The following is a 24,110-nucleotide window of genomic DNA, read 5'->3' on the forward strand; positions in this document are numbered from 1 at the left end:
TCACCGGTTCGGGGTCGAAGCCGGGGCCGACTGTCGTCCGTGGTCGTCCGGACGCGGCTGACGCATCTGTCCGGAAGGTGCCGCGGTCGGCAGGCGTGGCGACTGGCGTTCCCGGGCCGCGGCCTTGACACGGTCGCGGACGCGGCGCGCTCGCTCGGCGTCTATACGCTCCTGCACGAAGGTTTCGCCGTAGCGCTCCACGAGCTGGACGACCTTGTCACTGGGGGCGCCCTGGAGGTCGTCTCGGGTGAACAGGCCGACGGGCGCGGTCTGGGAATCGAAGCCGAAGCGCAGCACGCTCCCGTGCTCCGGGTGCCCCGTGACTGCCACGTACAGGTTCAAGGCGCTCATCTTGCGCTGGAAGGTGGGCACCCGAGGTGCGGCCGGGTTGTCCATGAGCTTCAGGAGGTCCTCACGCAGGCGGTCCGGGACGAGTGGTCCGGAATCCGCAGGCTGGGGCTGGGGACGTCGTGCCAGCACGCCGCGCAGCACCTGTTCCCCGGTGGCGCCTTCGAGTTCCGCAGCGGTGAACTGTGCGGCTGCACGTTTCGCGGTGGGATCGAATCCGAATTGGACGACTCGGCCGTGCCGGGGACTGTGCGCTACCCGCACGTAGAGCGGGACGTCGTCAAGGACAGCGTGTTCGGTGGGGGCAGTGGGGGCGTCTGGCGCGGTGAGCAGGCGCAGCAGGCTCAGGCGCAGTTCCTCGCCCTCGGACAACCGGGTCGGAAGCGCCGTCACGTTCTGCGGCGCTGCGTCCTCCGGCAGTTCGGGGCCCTCGTCCGGGTCAGCGTCCGCTTCGTTTTCGGACCCCGGCGCGACGTCGGCTTCGATCTCCGGGTCGTCCTCCGGCTCCAACTCCTCGGGCTCGAGATCGACGTCCGGATCGGCGATTGTGCCAAGTTCGGACGCCCCTTCCAGATCTGCTTCGAGCTCCGATTCGATGTCCAGCTCGAGGTCGGGGTCCGCTTCCAGCTCCGCTTCCAGCTCCGGTTCCAGTTCCGCTTTGAGTTCGGCGAGGAGCTCGAGTTCGCCGGCGTAGTGGATCGGGAAGCGAATGCCAAGGTCCTCCACAAATTCGCGGTCTTCCTCGGGCTTTGGCGTGTCGACCGTCCGGGCCCGGGCGGTGGGTTGCGGTTGTGCCTCCTGTGGTGTGAGTGGTGCGCGCAGGGATAGCCGGTAGACGTGCTCGGGTAGTGCGAAGGCGGTTGCAACCAACTCGACGGACGCCGGTTGGATGTCCGCGCCGTTCACGATCGTGGCATCCATCAGGTAAGTGCGCTCGCCACCGCCGTGGGGGTGGTTGTGAGTCACCAGGGCGCGGCCGCGGATGCGGATGGTGTCGGCCGCGGCCGTTCCGGCGGCGCCGGTCGGAGCGATCGGGGTGCCGTCGGGAGCGAGGTCGAATTCGATGACGTCGTCGTTGAGGACGTGCTCGGCCTCCAGCCGCAGCCCGATGGGCTCGCCGTCGTCGTCGAGGACGATGTCGCTACCTGGGTGCCGGACGGACAAGTTGCGGGGCAGGTGCCAGGTTTCGTCGTCGTCCAGAGTGATGGCAACCGTGCCGAACTGGGTGTCGGTGCGCTGGATGACTTCCCAGGCCCTGTTCTCGTCGTTGATGCCCAGCCAGACCCAGTCGCCGGGCGTGAGCGTGTCTGCCCAGCGAAGGGTGTCGTCACTCTGGTCGGGTCGCTGGGGCTGCTCCTCGAAGAGCTGCCACATGGCGTCGCTGGGAGAGTTGGCGTAGTCGTTCGCGCGGTCGTGGTGGGCGCGTTCCTCAAGGATCGTGTGGTTGAAGTGGATGAAGTCCGCAGCGCTGAGCCGGGTTCCCAGCTGGGGGTCGCTCCAGTCGATCGGCGTACCGCTGGTGGTCTCCAGTTCGGTGAGCCGGCCCGCGAAGGCTCGCGCTTCCTCCAGCGAGGACAGGCCCTCCAGCGGCTGGGGGGTGACGGCGAGGTCGCGGGAGGTCTCGGAGGTGAGGTAGAGGTCGGGCAGCAGCCCGTCGAAGGGCAGGCCACTGCCAGCGGGAATCACCTCGAAGGTGTCGCCGGTCCGGCGTATGGCGAACTGGCCGTCGTCGGTGAGCTCCACGAGTTCGCGGTCTTGGGCGATCTTGCGGATCTCGGTGCGGCGCCCAGGGCTCAGTCCGGGAATCTTCGCGGAGATCAGGTGGGTGCGGACTTGGCCGAGGGAGACGAAGCGGCGCTGAGTCGCGTCGCGCTGCCCCGCCGGTGCCGCGGATGCGAGAGGTGTGGCCACCAGGATGTGGCTGGTGGAGCGGGTGTTCTGTATCTCGTTGCCGGTGGCTGCGTCCAGGACTCGGACCCACCCGATGCTCGCGCCCTTCTCATCCGGGGATTCCTCGATCCGCACCAGAATCGGCACCTCGAGAGGGTCGAGGTTTGAGCGAAGCTGGGTCGCTTGGGGGTTGTTGACTTCACCCTTCCACCAGAAGGTGCCGTCCGCTGCGGCCACCTCGCCGAGCACCTTCTTGACGTTGGTGATCACGAAGTCGCCTGGTGCCGGCATGGAGGGGTCGGCCGGTTGGGGCGTGGGCCGGGGCGTGGCCTGGGAGGTGGGCGCGGTCAGCCTGCGGCCGGTGCTCTGGAAGTATTCCTTGGCGTAGCGCCGATCCCGCTCGTCGAGGCCCTGGGTGACCAGGGCGTGCAGGATCGCCTGCTTGATGTCGTGGCCGTGCTGGTCCCTCCAGTGGAAAGCCTTTATGGGCAGGCCCCGGCGGGTGGGATTGGGCATGTCCCAGGGGAAGGGGAAGCCCTGCGCGTCGCGGATGCTTTCCACCGCGTCCGCGATCTGGTTGGCCCGCGCCCGCGTCTTGATCTGGTTGCCCCAGGGGCCAAATATCTCGGTGAGCCGATCCGGGGTCCGGACTTCGTAGCGCTCAGGGGCAACGGTGATGATCGCAAGCCGGCCTCCGGAACTCAGGTGGGTTCCGGCCTCGTCCTTTCCGTGCTTGCGGCAGAAATTGACGATGAACTCTTGGCTGCGCTGGTCCGGGTCCGCCTTGTGGTGGACGACGCTGCTCAAATGGGCCTTGAGCAGCATGTTGGAATCGGCCCCGGTGGGGATCCGCTTCCCGTCCGCTGTGCGGGCGATCACGCCCTCAGCGGTATGGACGAACTTGTCCTCATCGGTGAGGACGAAGCGCGGGGCCGGTATCGATGCGGGTCCTGCGGGCTGGCGGAGGGGCTGGTTCTCGGGGACACCGGCCAGGAAGCGGCTGAGCGCGACCGCGGCTCCCTCGGGGCTGGCGTAAGGGGTGCCCTCGCCCAGGGCCAACTGGCCGTCGGGGACGAAGTAGTAGCCCTCGGCGCTCGCCACGACGGTGCCCAGGCGAGTGCCGTTGCGCAGAACGCCTTGGGCGCCGCTGGGGTCGGCGGTCTCCAGGGTGAGGGCGTCCAGATCCTGGCGGAAGCCGTCTGTGCCGCCGAGCTGTTCGGCGTCGGTCCGGCGCAGGCGGCGCTGCTCCAGCTCTGCGCGCAGCGTGTCGCGCTGTTCGACGGCGCGGACACTGGCATTGGTGTCGCCCTGTGCCGCGTACGCGTTGAGCCACTGGTCCAGGGCGCTGGCCCGGCTTTCGAGCTGGGCGGATGCCATGCTCTGCGGCGGGCTGGAGAACAGCGGGGGCTTGGGTGTTCGGTCCTGCACGAGAACGGGGGCTGCCGCGCCGGGGCTCGGTGCTCGCTCGCGGCGGTCCAGGAGGGTCACGAGCTGAGTGGCGTCCCGCCAGGCCACCACCTCGTCGAGCCCGTGGAAGTGGCCGCGCTCGTCCCGCAGAGTGTGGGGCCCGACCTCCACGGCCTGAACCCACTCACCGCTCTTGCGCAGCAGGACGTCGACCAGGGAGCCGTCAGGGCGCGGCTCAAGGTCGGCGATCGTCCACCGGCCGGCCCGCTGGGCCCAGGAGAAGTCGTCCCTGAGCTTGGTGAGGAGGGAAGGCGAGACGTCACGTGCGGCGAGGTCCTGCTCTGCGGCTGGCGCCGGGGCCGGGGCGGTCTGCTGCGGCTGCGGGGCAGCCGTGCCCGGCACCGCGACGACCTGGCTGTGGGTGAAGACCAGTACGCGGCCGTCCGCGCTGGTGCCGGCGTACGAGTCGGCGTCGGCCAGCTCCACGGTGACCGTGCTGTAGAGCTGCTGCGGCCCCTGTTGGCGGCCCGTGGCGGCGTGTGCGGGGTGGTGCGGATCGAGAATGCGGACCTGCTGGCCGACCTCGATGTCGGGTTGGGCGCTCGGGTCGGCGGCCGTCCACCCCTGGGGGGCGGGATGGGTGCGGTTGTGGCGGTCGTGGCGGGCGGCTTCGCCTTCCACGGTGCCGCCCTCGACGGCCGTTTCGATCCGTCCGTTGAAGGGGCGCTTTGCACCCAGGGCGCCGGAGAGGTACACGGTCTGCTGGAGCTGCACCTGGTCGCCGCCGACGGGGTTCCAGGCCACGTAGATCTGTGTGCCGGTGCCGTCGTCGACCTGGACCTTCACGAGCTGGTCGGTGCCGCGGCTGTCCTTGGCGATGACCGTGCCGAGGACCGGTGCCAGGGCGGGGCCCGGCCGGTGAGGCTGCACCTCTGCGGTGCTCGGTTCGGGCGCGGCGGCGCGCAGGTCGGGGGCGAGGGTGAGGCTGTCGCGGGTGCGTTCGGCCTCTTCCTTGTCCGCGAAGAGGGCTTCGAGGGAGGCTTCGCCTTGGCGGCGGATCCAGACGATGTCGCCGGTGGCGTCCAGCACGGCCCAGCGGCGGCCGGTATCGGTTGCCCGGGCCCGGACCTTGAACGGCGGGTCTTCCACGGCAGGCGGCTGCACCGTCGTGGCTGCGGGTTCGGCCTCCGGTGTCACTTCCGGCGCAGTACCGGACACGTCGCCCTGCGCGTCGGGTGCGCTCTCCTCGACGGGCTCAGGGGCCGCTTCGTGACCGGCGGCCCGCGTTTGCGGCTCCGCCTGCGGAGCGGCCGTCGCCGGTGCGGCGAAAAGCGGCGTCCCCGTACGGATGCGTTCGATGTTCTTGCCGGTGGCGACCTCTTCGACGTCGACGACGCCGTTCCGCCCGAACTGGAGTCGGACGAGGACCGGTTCCTTGATCGGGTTCTTGCGACTCGCTGCCTTGCCTCCCCACCACAAGGTGCCGTCGGCCGCAGCGAGGGCGCTGGCCTCGCCCGGCTTCAACACCGCGAAGGCGGAACGCTCAGGAACCACCGGTCCGGGCGCGGGTCCTTCTGGGGACGAAGTCAGCTCCGTCGCGTCGGGCTCCAATGCGCCAACAGCGGGCTCAGCGGGCACGTCCTGCGCCGCGGGGGTCTGCGGGGTCGGCGAGGGCACGCCGTCGGTCATCGCGGCTCCTCGGGAAGCGTGGCGCTCTTCGGCGAGGACGCGCAGGTCCTCGATGTACTGCAGGGATCCGAGGTCGAGTCCGCGCATACCGCGGGTGGCGGCGACGTAGGCCAGGCGCAGTTCCTCATCTTCGGGCAGTTCGACGGGCTGGCCGGGATCGGTGCTGGTCTTGGGTCCGCGGAAGTCGGTGCCGATCTGGACCAGGTGCCACTCAAGTCCCTTGGACTTGTGGGCGGTGGACACGATGAGGTCGGCCTCGTCGGCGTTCTCGGTGAGCTGGCCGACCATGTCGATGAGCGTGTCGGCTCCGTGCTCGTCGACCAGGCGCACGAACGACTTGAGCTGCTTGGCACTGTCGTGCTTGTCGACGTAGCGCTGGACCTGCTGCCAGGACCGGAAGGGAACCAGCTCGGGGTGCTTGCGCGTCTTGCTTTTCTCTTGGAGTTCCTTGGCGCCCTCGGCCATGCGCTGCAGTTCGTCGCCGCCGCCGACCATGTGGACGGAGCGGCCGTCCTCCAGGGCGGCCAGGACGGCGGCGACCACGCCGGTGTTGTTGCGGCCCAGGACGGCGTTGGGGGTGTCGATGGGTCCGATGGGCGTGGCGATCGCGTCGTTGCCCTCCATCAGGTACGGAGAGTCGAGCAGCTTGAGGAACACGTTCGCGATGTCGGCGACCTCGGGGCCAAACCGCCAGCTCTTGTTGAGCGGGAGTTCGATGTCGGCCGGCCAGTCCTCGAGTGCGTTCTCTGCGCCGCGGAAGCCGTAGATCGCCTGGTTGGGGTCGCCGACGATGACGACCTGCGCGGCCGCGCCCTGGGCGGGGCGCATGTTGTCGAACACGACCTTGCGCAGCACCGGATTGATGTCCTGTGCCTCGTCGAAGACGATCGTGTCCGCGTGGATCTTCGGACGCGAGAGCGCCCAGAGCTTGAGGTAGTCGTCGTGGTGGAAGTTCAGCTCCCGCGATTCCGGGTCGGTCTTGTCGGCCCATGCCTCCCGCGCGTAGCCGAGCACCTCTCGGCGCAGACGGCTGGGTCGGGCCGCGACATCGAGCAGGGGGTGCTCGATGTCGGGCACGTGCTCCGGGCCGATCAGCTCGGCATCGCTGTTGCGGAAGTTCTTGATGGCCTCCTTGACCAGGACGACGATGTCTTCAGGCGCCAGTTCGTCGCCGCCGTCGATGTGGGGATGCGAGCGCACCCCGAGAAGCTCCGCCCAGTCGGCGTTCGCGTTGGTGCCCACCCCGCCGTCCTGCTGTCCGTCCGAGACTTTCTGCGCGAGGTCGGTGGAGCGCAGGTCGCGGGCCGCGAGGGAGTGGGCGGTGGAGACGCTGACGTGCCGCAGACCCGCGAATTTCTTCCGCGCGTCCCCGGCGTTGGCCGAGTTGAAGGCGAGGTACGTGATGCGCCGGTTCAGCATCCGGCGGGCCAGGGCGACCATCGTGCTGGTCTTGCCAGTGCCGGCCAGGGCCTGGACGGCCACGTTGAGGCCGTTCTGGGCGGCCACGACGATGGCGCGCTGCTGGGCGGTGAGCGGGTAGTCCTCGGCCTCCCGGGCCGTCTGCTCGTACTGGGCGCGCAGTTCCAGGGTCAGCGCCTGTCCGAGCCGGTCCCGCGTCTGCTGCCAGACGGTGTCAAGGGCCTGGATCCGGGTCAGAGCGGTCTTCTCCAGGCGGCTCGCGATGACTGCCGTCTTCGGATGGTTGCGCCACCCACCCTCGTTTGACTCCCAGCGTCCTTCTCCCTGGTAGCCGAAGTGCTGGCTCTTGAGCCACTCCCGCAGCTCGGCGTCACCCTCCCCCGGCTCGGTGCCGGTGACGATCACATTGGTGCGCAGGTCCGCGTCGCGGAAGACGGCCAGGCGCTGGGAGGGGCGCGGGTTGGATTCCTCCCAGTGCTGTCCTGCCTCCGGGTCGGCCACCAGCACTGTGGCGAGCTCGGTGAGCACCGGCACGGGCGTTTCAGCCGGTGCAGTACCGTCCTCGGCCGGGGCGACGTGCGGGCGGGCCACGGACGCAGTGGGCTCTGCCGCTGTCGGCTCCTCGGGGGCGGCGTCCTGGGAAGGCTCAGGCTCGCCGGTCGGGGTTTGGACAGCCTCCGGCGCCCTCTCAATCGCCGTCTCCATGGGCGCGGTGGTGCCCTGGGCTGCAGCAGCCTGCTTGGCCTCCAGGCTCTCGAAGACGGGTATCTCGAGTCCGCGTGCCGCCATAAGCGCCACCAGCGCGTTGACCTTCTCGGTGCGGGTCTCGTACGTCAGGTTCTTCGGCATCGCATGCAGGTACCGACCGTGCTGGAGCCGTGCCATGTCCTGGTTGCGCGGGTTGAAGCCGCGGGGTCCGCCAGCGACTTCGAGTGCAAAGCGATGCTCTCGGTCGCTGGCGTTCCACACGTTGGTGTGGTTGCGGTGGTGCTCGATCCACACGTCGCGTGCCGGCAAGTTGTTCAACAGGGAGTTGCGGTTCGGGACGTCGTTGAGTTCGGCGTGCACTTCCACGAGGTGACGTACGGAGCTCTCGATGGTGTTCTCGCCCCGGATGGGGCGGTCGTTGCCGTAAAGCGTCTTGTGCTTGCCCTGGTTGTAGGTGCGGCTCTCGACCGAGCCGATCTTCCGGTTGCCCGGCCCGTACACCACGGTGCCGGGAAAGACGCTGACCTGGTGGTATCCGGGGCGGTCGGGCACCGGGGTTGCGTTCTCGGGCAGTTCGCCCTCGGGTACGGCAGACATCTGGTCGAACCCGAATTCGCGGGCACGCGCGTGGCGCTCCTCACCGGTTGCTACCCAATCGTCGTAGGCCTGGACGACCTGAGCGACCGCGCCGGACATGGTCTCGAACGGTTGCCGCGACGTCTGGTTCTCGATGGTGGTGGCGGCGTACTTGTCGTCGGGGCGGGTGACGACGGAGCCGACGGCCTCGGCGTCCAGAAGAACGGGGGCACGCAGGAATGCTCCGTCGGCTACCGGCTCCCCGGTGGTGGCCCGTGCGAGCAGGGCACGGGCCACCTCCGTGCCGCCGAGCCGCATAGCGTCGTGGATCGAGACCGGGCTGTCCTGCGGACGGTCCTGGGAGCTGTCGAGGTCCAGCTGGTCCTCCAGCAGAGCCTCGCTGTCCGGTGCGGCTGCTTGGGGGGCGCTGTCGAAGTCCTCTCGGCTCATCTTCGTCCAGGGCCTGCCGCCCGTTGCATCGCTCTGGGCCTCCGGTGCGGGGGCCGGTGCTGCGGTGGGGGTCGGCTCGGCAGTGGATGTGTCAACGGGCCTCTGGAGGTCGGTTGTCGGCACTGCTGCCGCCGTCAGGCGCGCGGCGGCAGGAGCGAGGTCCCCGAGCTGCGCAGCCCAGTACTCCATCACCTCGACCGCGGCGCGGGCCCGCTCGGGCATCACGTCCACGCCGTCCGCGCTCGCCACCTCAGCCAGACGGGCAAGGGCATCGCGCGCCGTGAGGATCTGTTCACGGAGCTTGGCCACCGATGTCGGCCGGCTCTTGATCGCCGTGGCGCCGGCGTTGACGGCCTGGATGCTGCGCATCAGCTCGCTGTCGCCGAAGATCGGGTAGGAGACGCCGTTGCCGGTGGGGTGGGCCAGTGCGGTGAGCAGGGCGGGCCTTGCCGCGCGGGTGACGACGGTCTCGGGGAGCAGGGCGTGCTCGCCTACGGCCTCCCTCAGGGGCCGGGTCTTGGCCTCCTCCGCGCTCAGGTGGTAGCTGACGGGGGTGCCCTGGTGGGTTCCGTCCACCGTCACCGAGCCGTCGGCGTCCCTGTTGGTGCTGGTCACGGTGAATGCCGGGGTCCAGCTCTCCTGCGTGAGTCGAGGTCCCTGCGGTGCGGGCAGGCGCACGGATACTCCGGGTGCGATCTGCTTCCAGGCATCGCCTCGCCAGCCCAGGGGGGCGACCGCGTGAAGGTGATCTTCGCGGTTGATCGCGTACTTTTCCGCGTCGCCCTTGCGGTCCAGCTCGCCTATGGCGTTGCCGTCCACGTCGACGAAGATCCACTTCCGGCTCTGTTTCCGGGTCTGGGGTGGGTCGGGCATCTTGTCCCGGCTGACGACAGCCCCGAGCAGCTCGCCGACCTCGTTGCGCACGAGTCGGCCGCTCAGTTTCTTGAGCTCCTTCTGCTTGCCGAGGATTGCCTGCAACTGGGCACGACGCTTCTCCCTGCGGGCGAGGCCGCCCGACACCCGTTCCCGCTCGGTGGCGATCTGCCTGCGGCGGGCTTCGACGAAGGGAGCGTGCGCGGCATCGGCCAACGGCAGTTCCAGCCGGGCATGTTCGGCTTCGAGGATCTCGGGGGATTCGCCGACCAGGCCGACGCTGCCGGGGCGGGCCGTGGTGATCTCACCGACCGGGTCGGCGGCGGTGAGCAGCTCCTCGCCTCGGCGCCGGGCCAGGACATCTGCGTAGGCGACGGTCTCCAGCTCCACGGTCAGCTGCCTGGGCTGGACATCGGTGACCGTGTGCCACCAGTGGTGCGAGCCCTTGAGCAGGACCTGGTCCCCGGTCTCGAACTCGATCGGGCTCCAGTCCCTGCGCTCCCCCTGGGGGAGGGCGTCGAGCTCGCCGCGCCGTGCGTCGTCAAGCTCGGGCAGGGTGGTGTCGGCGGGCGCGCCGTCACGGTTGTAGTGGACGGCGATGGAGCGGCCGTGCTTGAGCATGCGCCGGACGAACAGGCCGGTCTTGTAGGCCCGCGTCTCGGGGCCGGTGCCCTTGCTCTGGACCCATGCGCCGACGCTGCGCATACGGATGAAGTCTGCGGCTTCCAGAGCAGCCAGGGCATCCTTGTCGCCCTCGGCGACACCGAATACGTAGGTGCGTGTCTCCTTTCCGTCGTCCCGCTCGTGATGGATCCACACGGTTTCCGCAGGCCTGGGCCCGGTGACGAGAGCGGCCTCCTGCAGAGCCTGGTGACGTTCGGCGATCTTCTTCGCGCTGGCGGACGGGGTGCGCTCGCCGGGCATGTAGTCGGCGCCGACCGTGATCCGCCACTTGACCGCGCCATCCCCGACGACGGGACCGTGCCCGTGGCCGATCTGCTCGGCACCGTGGCCCACGGTGATGTGCTCGACGTCGCCGCGGGAGCCTTCGCGCGGCGGCTCCAGCCGCCACCAGTAGCCGGGCATGCCTGCGACTTCCAGCGCGTCGAACGGCATGGCGGTGCTCTCGTCCGCTGCGGGTGCACTGCCCGGCTCCTCGACCAGCATCGGCTGCGTGGGCACAGCTGCGGGGGTGGCTGCTCGCTCGGCCGCAACCGTCTGTACGGCAGGTGCCTCGGTCTTCTCCTGAACAGGAGCGGGGATCGCTGCGTAGCGCTGCATGGCCAGGAGGGCATCCTCGACCCTGGGGTGCGTCGTGCCGCCACGCGGCCCGGTGCGCCCGTCGGGCCACAGGGCGAAGGACCGCTGCTTGTCGGCGGCGAACCGCCCCTTGCGCGGATGCCACTCCAGACTGAACCGATGGAGGCCGACCACGGTGTGCGCTTCAAGCTCGACGTTGAGGCGCTGGCTGGCGAAACCGGAGTCGGTGCTCCGGGTCATGGTCCAGCCCTGGGCCTGGGCGGTACGCCACAGCTGGCCGATCGTCTCGGGGACGGGGTACTGGGGGTCCCATTCACCGCCTTCCGTGATCGGCGGTCCGTCGTCCGGTGCGGGAGTGGAGATCGTGGCGTCCTCCGGTGCGGGGGCGGCCGTTCGGGGCGACGGGACAGCCGCGGGCGCGGGTGCGGGGATGGTGCGTTCGTCGGCGAAGGCGCGCAGGCGCCCCGGCATCTCCAGAGCACGGCCCGAGAGCACGCGGATCAGCCCGTACAGGTCGCTGCCATGCAGTTGCTCGTTTTCGAGCTGGACGCGCAGTGCCTGTGCGGCAGGGGCGAGTTGTTCGATGGCGTCGGCCTTGGCCCGGATCTGGGCGTCGTCCAGCTCGGCTCGCGTCTCTGCGTGCACTGCGTGCAGTGCGTGAAGGACGCCATCGAGGGCTGGCTGCTGGGTGTGGGTGAGGGGCCAGGTGCGCAGGGCAGCAGTGAGCAGCGCATCGGTGAACGGCTCGAGCTCGGCGAAGGCCCACGACAGGCGGATGGCGTCGCGGTAGGAGGGGTGGCCGGGCAGCGCGATGGCCTGGTCTTCGGCCCAGACACGCAGAGCGTTCAGGACTGCGTGGTGAAAGCTGTCCTGTCCGTGGGGCTGCGGAGGCTGTGGGGGCAGCACGGTGATCGCCGGGTTGCCCGGGTGGGGCAGCTGCTCCCCCAGCACGGTGTGCCAGCTCTCCCCCTCCTTGACGAGCGTGGCCACGACCGTGTCGTCGGGGGCGCGCAGGGTGTAGGCGGGGCCGTGGAAGATGTCCGGCGCGGCCAGCACCGTGAACCCCTCGACACCGGCCACTGCGTACGCCCGGCGGTCGGGGTGGCCGGGGTGAGTGATCTGCTCGTAGGCCTGGTTGCTGCCTGCCTCGTAGGCGTGCAGCGGCTCCTGCGTCTGGGGGCCAGTGGGGCGCGGGTCCGGGTAGCCGAGGCGGGGCAGGAGGAACGGGTCCTCAGTCCAGGGTTCGGCCGCGGTGGGGAACACCTGGCGCCACTGGGTACCCCACGCGGTGGCCGCCGACCGGTCAGCGTGTTGACGGGCGCGGGCGGCGAAGGATTCGAAGAGGTACTTCACATCCAGTGGTACAAGGACCTGGAGAAGGTCAGTGTCCTGGATGGCCCGGGCCAGCAGCAGGACCGCGCGGACAGCTTCGGTCGGGGTGGTGGAGGTGGCGGCCCGAACGGCTGCGCTCGCCTCGTGCAACTGCCGGGCGCGCGGGTCGTCGGCGGGCCAGTCCGGGTGGGCGATGAGTGCCCAGCTGTCGGTGATGAGGTCCGCGGTGGCGCGGGTGAAGTCCTGAAGGCGGGTGTAGGGGGTGTCCACCGTGGTGGTGTCCACATCGAACAGCGAGTCCGGCTCCGCCCCGGCGGGGCTGTACCGGTTCCAGGAGGCTGCGAGGGCCTCACCAGTGGGCGCGCCGGCGGCCTGCAGGGCGTCCCAGATGGTCAGTTGGATGTCTCCCAGTCGCGCCCGTGCCGGGCCGTCGCCGGGGGCGGCGGCCAGGGCCTCTTCGGCTTCCAGGAGAGCGGCGCGCGTTTGCTCGGTCAGCCCGAGGTTCAGCCAGGCGGGGAGCTCCTCCCAGCGCATCACCACGCTGGTCACGGGCCGCTCGGCACTACCCCGCGTGGAGATCAGAATGCCTTCGGGGGCCGGGTCCAGCCGCGAAATGCCGTGCAGTTTCCGGTGACGGGCGTTGATCCAGATGCCGGTTCCGGCGGCGACCAGTTCCTGGCGCCACGCGTCCATCTGGGCCGGGTCCTGCATGCGGCGGACGAATGCGGCCAGTCCTGCCCCGGCGGGGTTGGGAACGGGGTTCAGCGTCCCGAAGTCGTTGATCATGGCGCGGATGGCCTCGTGCTGCTCGGCCAGGGTGACGCCGGGTACGGCGGCGCCCACGACCTCCGGCCGGTCCTGTTCGGCCGGGCTGCGACTGCCTGCTGCGATGGGGGCGGGCTGTGCGGGAAGGCTGGGGCGGGGAGTGCCGCGGAAGAGCCTGTCCCAGGCCGCCGAGGTGACGGTCGCCCGCCAGGAGCCGGTGAAGGTGTTCGCGGCCTGCTCCAGTGCGACCAGTGCGCGGGCGGCGTCGCCCGGCACCGTGGTATCCGCCCAGGCGTGGTGCACGGCGCTGACCGCTGCGTCGATGCCTTCGACGGCCGCGTGGAAGTCTCCGGGGTTGTTGAGGGAGACGTTCCTGAAGGTGTCCAGGGCCTGGCGCAGTTGCGTCTCGGGGCCCGTCTGCCTGGCTCGTGCCTTGAAGTGGCCAGTGGCGGCCAGGTCCCGTACGGCCTGGTTGAGGGCGCGGCGCGGAACGCGGATCTCCTTGAGCGCGGTGAAGACAGGAGCCGGCGTCGATGCGGCTTCGGCCGGGGCGGGTTGGGGGCCGGGCTGTTCGGCGGGCTGGTCCGGTTGATCGTTGCCGCCGGGGGCGGGCGGCGGCGGGTTGTCACGTCCGGCGCCCCCGCCCGCGGCAGGCGGGACGCTGTTCTGCTGGTCGTCTGCCGGTCCGGGGGCCGCATCGCGTTCGGTACGCGCCGCGTTGCCGGACGGCGCCGGGACGTCCGCAGCCGGGGCCTGGGTGGTCGGGGAGATTTCCGGTCCCGGTGCGAGAGCGGGGGCGGGGGGCTGGGTGGACTGGGCCGCGAGGCGGCTCCGTTCTTCCTCCCACGTGCTGTAGGGGGCGGCGAGCCGGGTCTGGGTGAGGTTGTCCCGGCCGCTGGCGTACTCGTGCAGCAGGCGCTGCAGGGTGCCCGCGAGACCATGGACGAAGCGGTCGGCCCCCTGCCCGTGCACCTCGACCAGAGCCTGGTCGAGAGCCTCGTTGCGGCGCGCACCGTCCCTCTTGAGCAGGTCGAGCAGGCCGTAGACACTGGTGCGCCCCAGTGCGTGGCGGCGCGGCGACACGTCAAGGATGCCCGGAGGGTTGCTGGCCAGGGTGAAGTCCTCATCGAGCACGGCCAGTTCCGCGCCCATGCCGTCGAGTTCGTCGAGGTTGACGAGGCCGGGGTGCGAGTCCTGTATGGCCGACAGCAGGGTGGTGAGCTCGGTGTGGACCGGGCGCAGGGCCGCGGTGACTGCGGCGAGGCGCACCGCGGCAGGGCGGGTGACGTGGGCAGGGGTGTTCGGGCCGATCGGCACCGCGCCCTGCGGCCAGCGCACCGCCACGGTCTGGTCGGCGAGCCGTTCGGTGGTGTATCCGGCACGCCGGAGAGTGGAGTCCAGGGTGAAGCTCCCGCGCGCGACGACAGCTGTGGTGGTGGCGGCGCCGGGGAAGTCCCGTTCGGTGGCCAAGTGCACCTGGAAGGTCTCGGTGCGCGAGCGGTGGGCGTCCAGGACGGCGCGGACCTCGGCGGCGAGCTGATGACGTTCCGCGTCCAGACTGCGGGGCGCGGTGACGGTGACCTGACGGGCCTCGCCGCGGTGGGCACTGCGTGGGTTGTCCTCGGCAACGGTGACGGGCCTGAAGCCCAGCCTTCGCAGGCTTCCGATGCGCTCATCGCGCCGGTTGGGTGCCTCGAACGGAAGCATCGTCATGGTGATCGCGACGCTGCCGTCCACGTTCGGGCGCAGGGTGTATCCGCCGCCGCCCCACGCCGCGGGCACCAGCCCGCTGTCGTCCAGGACCTGTGCGATATGGCGCTCGGATGCGGTAACGCTGCCCATAGGCGCGGTAGCCGGGGACGGCGGGCACAACGGGGCCTGCGCACCGTCAGGGAAAATTCGGTGCTCGTCGGCAGAGGCGATCCAGTCCGCTGCCTGGTCCCGTGCAGTATCGGCCAGGGCGGCGATCACCGCCTGGTCGGCGGCCGGGAGTTGCATGAATGCGGCGCGCTCGGCCATGTAGCGGGCGGCCCGGGCCACATCGAGGGTGGCCCGGTAGGCGTCTGCGCGGCTGTCCAGCTTCTCGTCGCGGGCGAGGATGCGCGCCGGGCGGCGCAGTGCCGCCGCACCAAGGTCGTCGGTATGCGGGCTGGAGAGCCTCTCACGTACCGCGTCCAGCGCCAGAACCTGTTCGATCTGGTCCAGCAGCGGGACGCGACGGTTGCGGAATGCGGTGATCGACCCGCGCACCGTTCCGCCGGGGAACTCGCTGTCCAGTGCGGTGGCGACGGCGGCCGGCCGGGTGGCCTTGAACGCCTCCCACCATGCGGTGAGCGGCCCGCCGCTCAGGACGTCTCCCCCGCCGCGGGTGATGACCTCCGTCAGCAGGGTGATCTGCTCGGCGGGCAGCCCCTCCTGCCACTCGTTCCCGTACAGCCACTCGGACATGGCCTGCTGGGCTGCCTGCGGCTCGGCGCCGGGCTCGGCATGGGCCGCGAGCGCGCCGGCCTTCTCGGCCCGGCGGCGCAGTTCGAGCAGCGCGAGGTGCAGACGAGGATCGGCGTCCCGCGCGCTGGCGGCCAGATTCCCGGCGTGCGCGGCGGCGGCCTGGGCCGCGGCCGCGAGTGCGTCGGCGCCGTCGGCCTTATCGAGGCGGTGGAGGTGCGCCTGGCCTCGTGCCTGTTCAGCGAACGCGGTAAGTGCGCCGTGGTCGCTGTAGACGGTGCCGTGGTCGCGGGCCTGCATGAGTGCGGCCAGCACGATGGGCGCGTGGTCGGCCGTCAGGGGCCGCCGGCCGTCGAGGACAGCAGCGCGCACCAGTTCCAGGAGGTCTTCCTGTGCGGTGCGCCCCGCCGCGGCGTCGGCGTAGGGCTTGGCGCCGGGCGGGACGGGCGCCACCTCGGCCTGGGTGTCAGTGACGGGTGCGCGGTGGGCGTCGTCGGCGGGAAGGGCGAGATGGCGGGTGAGCCGGTCGACGTGGTGGCGTGCCAGGTTGTGCAGCGCCAGCGCGAAGAAGGCGCGGTCGGCTCCGCTGTGGTTGAGCACCGTCTTGGCGGCGTCCGCGAGCTGTTGGTGGCGGTGCATCTCCCCGGCGAGTCCGCCGACCTCACGGTGCCCGTCCCGCAGCCGCAGGGCCTCCTCCAGTTCCCGGCCTGCTTCGGCCGGCAGGGGGTCGGAGAACGGCAGGTGGTCGAGGAGGTAGGCGAGTGCGGTGATCCCGTCATGGTCCTGCTGCATGTCCGCAGCCGGGTAGGTCTCGCCGCTGGCGCTGAGGTGCTGCGGCACCAGGTGGTCGCCGAGCCGGTCCGCCGCCCGCTGCAGAAGGAGCAGGGCGTGGTGGGCGGGCTGCGCGGTGTGGTGCCTGCTGTGCCGTCCGATCACTTCCGTGACGGTGTGCATCGCCTGGGCGGCGGCCTTCGCCAACTCCCGCGCCTCGCCTGCCTGCCGCTGCCAGGAGCTCGCACCGCCGATGAACGGCAGGGCCGCCTCGAGCGCGGTGATCTGCTCGTTGTCGTTAAGGACGGTGCGCAGGTGGCGCACCGCGTCCTTGTGCAGCGCGGTGAGCGCCGCGCCCGCCGCGTCGAGTTCGGCCTCGGTGGTCACCGGCTCGGTGACGGTGGTCTCGAAGGCCTGGGCACGCTCTTCCAGCGTGACGCCGATGGGGCGGCGCAGCCTCATGCGCATGGTGTCGCCGGCCGCCTCGCCCACCGGGGTGAACACGCGCCGCTCGCCGTCCTCGCCGCCAGCGGTGACGGTGAGAACTCCGTTGTCCCAGACCGGGGTGCCGACGCCGGTGCGCAGGGCGAGGGCGTACAGCTCGGGTGCGGTGTAGGTGACGGCGTGGTCCCAGGTCGCGGATCCGGCAGCGCGCATCAGCTGGGAGGCGGGCAGGTGGGCGTCGATGGTCTGGGCGAGGGTGCGGGCACGTTGCTGCTCGCCGTCCTCGGCCCCGGTCGGCCAGGGCTCCTGTGGGGAGGTGGCCAGGGTTTCGGTGGTGGCGTGCATGCGGGCAGCATGCTCGTAGGCGGCCGAGGCCAGTGTGCTGATGCTGGGTTCGTTGATGTCGTCGTCTTCGAGGCGGAGCTGGAAGGCGTGGGTGAGTTCGACGAGCGTGCGGCACCCCTGGGCGGCGTCGGGCTGGGTGCCGATCTGCTCGGCGGTCGCGTCCTGCCACAGTGCGGCGGCGGTTTCGTCGGCGATCGTCTTGAGGGCCTTCTCGCTGGCGTACTGCGCCCCGCTCCAGGTCCGGGTGAACTCACCTAGCGCTGCCAGGAGTTGCAGTGTTCCGGCGCGGGCGGCCGCCTGGTCGGGGTACGGGTCTTCCGCCTCTCCCATTCCTTGGGGGTCCTGAAGGTGCCAGGCGGCCAGCGCGGCAGCCGGGACCGGCGCCCCGGGGGCGGGAGCGTCGTTGCGGATCGTCGCGGTGTTCAGACGCGCGGTGGCTTCCCGGAGCAGGAAGGTGTGCAGGGTGTCGGCAGCGGTGGTGGTCGCGTTGTCTTCGGCGAAGTACAACTCGAGCAGCCCGGCGGGCAGGACGTCCTGGGCGGCGGCGAGGTGTCCTTCGGTGAAGCTGCTGACCAGGTCGTCCGCGTCGTCGCCGAGGTTGCCGGTAAGGCGCAGGTGCAGGTCGATGTCGCTGCTGACCGCGTCGGCGATCTCGGCGACCTCCTCGGCCCACGGCTGCCATACGCCGGGCAGTTCGGTGCCGGCGGCGGGCAGCGGGATCAGCTGCGGCGCCGCAGCGGCGGGGGCGGCGTCGAGCAGGGTGCGCCACATGGTGCCGAAGAGGCCGACGAGGTCGCCCATCTGGCCGATGTCGCTGCGCAGGGCGCGCCGCAGGCGGGGAGACATGTCCTGCTTGTGCTGTTCCAGCCACGCCCACAGGGCCGGTGCCTGGGGCACCGTGGCGGAGGACGAGGCGCTGTAGCGAATGGTGGACAGCAATTGTTCGTCGGCGCGGGCCTGTTCGGTGAGGGCGGCGACCTCGTGCTGGAGCTGCGGGTCTGCCTCGTCGACCAGGCTCAGGGTGAAAGCGGCGTGCCGGGCCGCCGTGCTGTTCAGAGTGGTCAGCAGATCGCCGTGGCCGAGTTCTCCTTCTTCGGCCTGCTCGTGCCAGACCTGCTGGGCACGTCCTGCGATCTGGTGGCACAGGGCGGGCAGTACCGGGGACACGCCCTGCGAGAGGTCTTCGTGTCCGTCGACCAGGGTCTCAAGCAGCCGGCGCAGGACCCGCTCGCTGTGCCGCTCGTCGGCGCGCAGGGCGCCCGCGTCCAGGACGCGCTGGGCGAGCCGGATGACGTAGGTGTGCCGGGAGGCGAAGTCGTCGTGGCTGGTGGGGGGATTCGCGGCATCCAGCTCAGGCCGCGTCAGGTGCAGCACACCGGTCTGCCGGGCGGCGGCCGCGGCGAGACCAGGCTCGGTGAGCATCGTGGCCGCCCACCGCTGCCGCATGCCCTCTGCGACATCGCCCAGGGCCTGCCAGCCCATCATCCGGTCGGAGACCTCTCCGGCCCGCAGCCGGGTGATGTCCAGTACCTGGGACAGCAGGGCGTCCCAGCCCTGCGGCGTGGCACCGGGGCGCGGCTGGTCGAGCAGCGCGGACAGGGCGATGACGGCGTGCCGCTCCGCTGCGGGCAGCGCCTCGACCGGACCGATCTCCTGGGTCCACGTCTGCCAGGCGGACTGCAGGTCGGCCAGGGCCGCGACCGCGTCCCGGGGCCGCGCGTAGGTACTCTTCCCGGCCGCCGAGCGCAAGAATGCGCGGCTGGGGGTGGGCATGTCTCGGGAGGCGGCCCGGGCCAGGTAGTTGTCGCTGCGCCGCAGCAGGATGCCCAGCTGGGTCAGAGCGTGGTGCAGCGGGCGGGCCTCACCGCGGGTGGACGCCTCGACCTGAAGGAGCTTCAGGTGCTGGTGGACCGCGGACATGGCCAGCCAGTGCTCCGGGGGGCCGCCGTTGCCGCCCTCGGTGGGGAAGCTCACGGCGGCATCCGCCATGGCCTCCTCGGTGGCCTCGACGTGCCACGGTGTGAAGTCCTCCAGCAGGGCACGGTGCTCGGACAGCCACAGGTTCATGTCGGTGAGCAGGACGTCGGCGGCCTCGACGGCGGACGCACCGAGGGTGAAGAAGGGGGCATGGAGGACTTCCAGCGCCCACTCCCCCTCGGCTGCGGTACGCACGCGAGTCCCCGAGCCCGGTGCGTGTGCCGCGGGCTCCGGACCGGTGGCGGCGTAGGCGACGAGCGCCCTGCCGGTCGCCTCGTCCAGGTCGAGCAGGCCCGGCCAGTCGGTGGCCCGCTCGGCGAGGAGAGTTTGCGCCGCAGAGGGGGCCAGGCCGCGGGCGGCCTCGGCGAACCGGTCGGCTTCGCCCGTGGCGCTCAGCAGCGCCAGCGTGCCGTCCCGTCCGCTGTCACGGGACCACAGGGCCCACGGCTCCTGGTCGTTCTGCCAGGAGATCCGCAGCCCGGGGTCCTGACCGAGCCGGTCGTACAGCTCCTCACCACGGCACACGAGCACCTCGCCACCGCGGCGGACGGCGTACAGGGCTATGGGGTGCGGGAGTTGGGCGAGGCGGGCGCTCTGCGCGGTGTGCGCGGTGACGTGGACGGCGAGGAGGTCGATCTCCGCGCCGTCACCGAAGAACGCCTCCATCCGCGCGACGTCCAGCGCGTCGTAGGGCGACGAGCCCACCTGGTCCATGACCTGGTCCTGGATCCATTCACGGACCAGGTCGACAAGGAACGGGTCGATGGGATCGTTGCTGACCGTGAGGGCGGCGGTCCTGGGGTCGGTTGCGGCTTTGTCCATCAGCTGGTCGATGAGCTCGGCGTGCTCCTGCCACTGGGGCGGCACCGGGAGGCGCCCGCCGGTGCGGGCGGGCTCGGTGCCCGTGGCGTGCCGGGCGGCGCTGGCCGCCAGGCGGGCGAAGGCGCCGGTGAAGCCGCGCGGGGTGAAGTCCGCGTGCAGGGTGTGGCGCAGCAGCGGGCTCATCCCCGCCGCGCGGGCGCTCAGCCAGTCCAGCAGCGCCGGCGCGTACGGCACGGGTGCGTTGCTGGTGAACGGGTGCGCGGGGGTGCCCATCGCGGCGAGCAGTTCGGGGTCGGTCAGTGCCTGCTGGGTGAGGGCTTCCAGCTCGGCCTCCAGGGCCCCGTCTGTTTCGATGAGCGTGGCGTGCACCCTGCCCGCGTGACGCACTGCTGCGACCGCGAAGTCCTTGAAGTAGCTCTCCCAGTGGGCGCGGTAGCCCTCCTCCTCGTGCTCGCGGCCGACCTGGCGGGCCAGCTGCGCTGCCGCATCCAGCAGGTGCGGCCACGCGGGGTCGACTTGGCCGTCGGGCAGCATGAGCGGGCGGCTGTCGATCTCCTCCAAGAGGCGGGACAGGCGCCGCTCGGTGACCGCCTTGGTCGGGCGGCTCTGCGCGTGTGCCCGGCTCGCCGCGGTGACGATCCTTTCGTGCGCGCTCGCCAAGCCCTCGTGATCGGGGTGTCCGTCGACTTCCGCGTACGGGGGCGCCGGATCGAGTTCGCGGAAGGCGACCTCGAGGGAGCGCGGCTGTCCGGCCAGCCCGGTCTCGGCCTCCGGGTAGGTCAGGAGGGTCTGTGCTAGGCGTCCGACATGCTGGCGGACGTCGTCTCGAACGAGGCGCGGAGCCTGGGCAAGGAGCGTGTAGAGGCCGTCCATCGCCTGCAGGTGGGCGGCCGCGCCGCGTGGGATGAGCGCGGCGGCGACGCGGGCCTTGAGCAGGGCGGTCTGTTCGTCTGTGCTCTGCGGGTCATCGGGGGCAGGGTCCTGCGCGAGGCTTACGGCCAGGCGGTCGAGGGCCCACTGGATCTCGCCGGGGCTCGGGTAGGTCTCGTTCCACAGCTGCGCCCGCTCACGGAGCCACGCCTCGTCCGGCTCGGGCGGCGGAGTGTGGGCGAGGCGATCGGTGTACAGGGCTGCGGTGCGGGCGAGGTGGCGCAGCCGGCCAGTGCTGCGGTGGTCGGCGCGCACGTACTCCGGCTGCGCGGCCAGGGCGCTGGCGGCCATGCGGATACGGGTGTATGCCTGGATCTGCAGTGCCCACTGCTCGTCGGGCGTCTGCTGCGCCTGTTCCCAGGAGTTGGCGAACTCCTCAAGGATCTGGGCGAGTTCTTCGCTCGGCTCTTCGGGCAGGTGGTGTCCGAAGTCCTCCGCCCACTGGCCGTGCGCCTCGTGCAGCTCTTTGCGCGCGGCTGCGGCGGAGTCGTGTTGGTTGGTCGTCGAGTACGGAGCGGGCCGGTCTTCGCCGAGCACCCAGAGGTCCTCGCCCACCGGGTAGCCACTGGTGCCCATGGCCTCGCCGGGCTCGGTCTCAGGGACGGAGACGGCCCCCGGGGCGGGGGCAGGCTGACGCTTGGCGCGGGTGGGCCGCGGTGCCGGGGGCGGAGTGCCGTTGACGGTGGGGTCGGCCGCAGCGAGCTCGCGCACCGTCTCCTCGTCGTTGTCACGGATGGCCTGGACGAGGGGCTGGTTGTTCTTGCTCCAGGTGGCCATGAACTGCTCGAACTGGGCCCGGGCGCGCGCCTCGATGGTGCGGGCGAGGTCGTTCTCGCCGTCGTGCTGGTCGAGGGTGGCGCGATGGCGTTGCAGGAAGGTGCGGGCGAGCTCGGCAAAGGCGTTCAGAGGCTTTTGCATGGTGGTGCGGTCGCGGCCCTTGAGGGAATTCAGGAGCCGCTCGGCCTGGGCCAGCGAGTTGGTGAGGGCGGCTTCGGTGTCGTGGCCGTCACGGTCTTCGTGGGCGGCGACTGCGGAGAACAGCTCGTGACGGAGCTGGGTGAAGGCGTGGGGGATGTTCTCGCGGTCCCACGTCTGGTCGGCGGCGCTGCTGAGCGTGATCTCGGCGCCTTCCACCTGGGCGAAGGCGTGGTCCCACTCCCGCTGGGTGGTGAAGACGGCCGCTGAGGGCGGAGCCGGCTGCGCTGCCGCGGTCGGCTGCGGTGCAGCCGGAGTCGGAGCGGCAGTGACCGGGACGGCTGCTGGTGCGTCCACAACGGGCGCGGCGGGCGCCTCGGCGGCTTCTTCAGCCGGGTTCTGGGTGGCGGAGTCCGGGGCGGCGGGGGGTGTGGCCCGTCGGGCCAGTCCGGCGAGCCGGGCGTCGTTGGAGACAGCTTCGAGGCGCGAACCGTCGCGGTAGCGGGCGGTCAGGTGGCGGCCCGCGCTGACGACAGAGTGCAGGGCGGGACTATCCTCCATGAGCCGTCGCAGCAGGGCGTGGGCAGCGACGGGGTCGGCGCCCTCGGTGTACTTGGCCGACAGGCCCAGGTTGTCGAGGCGCACGTACTCGCGGCCCTCCTCGGCGCCGGACTCATCCACGCGCGGTTCGTTGGAATCGCTCCACTGCGTCAGGGCTGAGGGGGTGCTCAGGGTGGCGGTCCAGCGCTGTTCGTGCAGCGTGGCCAGGCGGCTCAGGCGCCTGAGGTCGGTGGCCATGGGGTTGGATTTGCCGAGGGCCTTGGTGGCGTCCTCGATGGCGTCCTCGATGGCGGTGCGCCACAGTTCCGGTGCCACGATCGACGCGGCGGGCGAGAGCCCCTCGCCGTCGAGCCGCTTCTGGCGCAGGAGGCCACTCTCCTCGTGCAGCTGCTCCAGAGCCCTGGCGAGTTTGCGGCCGGCGGGGGTCTTGGCGGCCTCGGGGTGGGTTTCGACCACTGCGCGCAGGGCTTCGGCCAGGAGCCGCTCGGCGATCAGCGTGCCGAGCCGGTCGGTGTAGTGGAGGAACTCCTCCCGCTCCTCCTCCGCGTCCGCTCCGCCGGTGGCGGAAGCGCCGCCCACCGAGCCGCCGGTGCGACTGCGCGAGCGGCCGCCACCGCCGCCTCCCCCGCCGGAGCGGGCCATGGCCGGGCTGTCTTCGGCGCCCGCGCTGGCGTAACTGGGCACAGCTCCGCCGGGACCGCTGTTCTGGGCGGGGGCCTCGGTCTCCAGCTCGGCCATCAGGGCCGCGACCTGTGCCTTGGCCTGCACCAGGCTGTCGTCGTCGTGGTAGATGGTGCCGAGGTAGGACTGCGCGTTCGCGACCTCTTTGAGGGCGTCGGTGTGCCCCTCTTCGGCGATGGCCAGGTCGTCTTCGAGGTGGGCGAGGCGGTATTCGAGGGACTGGATGGTGCCGGAGACGGAAGCGGGGTCGGCGGCCATCTTCTTGGGGTCGACGGGGACGGGCTGGCCGGCGCCGAAGTCGAGGTGGAGGTCGAGGAAGTCCCGGCGGGCGAAGACGGGCACGCCACCGAGTTCGGCGACCTCGATGGGCGGGTGGTTGGGCTGGCCGCGCAGGTCGTCGAGCACCTCGCCGAGGCGGAAGCGCAGGGCGGCTGCGGCGTCCTTGCGTTTGGTGTAGGTGCGCTTGGTGCCGTTGCTCGCGAGGACCGTCATGGAGAAGTCGGTGTCGCGGGTGGAGCGGCGAGTGCCCTGCGTGGTGGCGTCACCGACGATGGTGGTGAGCCAGGCGATGCGGGTCTCCAGCTGTTCGGCGCGCTGGTTCTCCGTGTCGATGGTGTGCCGCAGCCCGTACTGGGCGGCGTTGTGGGCGTGCTTCTCGGCCTCCATGCCGAGGATCTCGTTCTGGAGCCGTCCCACTTCCTGCAGGCGCGGGTCGCCGGCACCGATGGAGACCGCTTCCACCATGTATTCGTTGAGGTCCATCGCGATGTCGTCGATGGTGCGGTCGGTGAGCTTGCCGCTCATCAGCTGCTGGATGAACTTCGCCTTGCCGAGCACGAGCTGCCACACGTAGGCGTCGAAGGAGTTCTCGGTGACGTAGTTGTAGACGTAGACCTCGCGGCCCAGGTCGTAGTTCAGGTTCTTCTGCCGGACGACGCGGCCGGTGCGCTGGTGCAGGTCGACGGGGCGCCACGGGCAGTCCAGGTGGTGCACGGCGATCGCTCGGCGCTGCACATTGGTGCCGGTTCCCATGGTCTCGGTCGAGCCGATGAGCACGCTGATCTTGCCGTTGCGGGCATCGCGGAACAGGGCGGCCTTGTCGCGGTCGCTCTTGGCCTCCTGCATGAAGCGGATGCCGTCGGTGGGCACGCCGCGGGCGGCAAGCTCCATGAACAGCCCGTCGTAGGCGGTCCATTTGCCCTGCTTGAGGGCGTCCGCCGAGGGGGTGCCCAGGTCGGCGAAAACCAGCTGCAAGGAGCCGGGGAGCTCGTCGGGGGCGTCGTCCTTGGGGCCCTGGTAGACGTCGTCCTTGTGCTTGAGGTACAGCTCGGCGATCTTGTCGGCGGCGATCGAGATCTTGGTCTGCTCGTCGGGCTCGACGGCGTAGCCGACCAGGCGCGGGTCGAGGGCCGCCTGCCTCATCCAGGACGCCAGTTTGAGCATGTTGTCTTCGCTGGGGTCCACGGCGCGCGAGCGGATGTCGCGGGCGCGGACCTTGGCTA

The 24,110-nt window shown here is 70.9% G+C and carries 1 protein-coding gene (cut by a window edge); it reads right to left on the reverse strand.

What is annotated here, in order from left to right; genetic code table 11:
• A protein-coding gene (locus OG413_RS41040; RefSeq protein WP_266814798.1) for a UvrD-helicase domain-containing protein crosses the window boundary here: on the reverse strand, positions 1-24,110 show its 3' portion. 3,715 nt of this gene lie beyond the right edge of the window; only the last 24,110 of its 27,825 coding nucleotides appear in the window; the start codon falls outside the window, past its right edge; it ends in the stop codon at positions 1-3.

The organism is Streptomyces sp. NBC_01433 (assembly GCF_026340105.1).
In the GTDB taxonomy this organism is placed as follows: domain Bacteria; phylum Actinomycetota; class Actinomycetes; order Streptomycetales; family Streptomycetaceae; genus Streptomyces.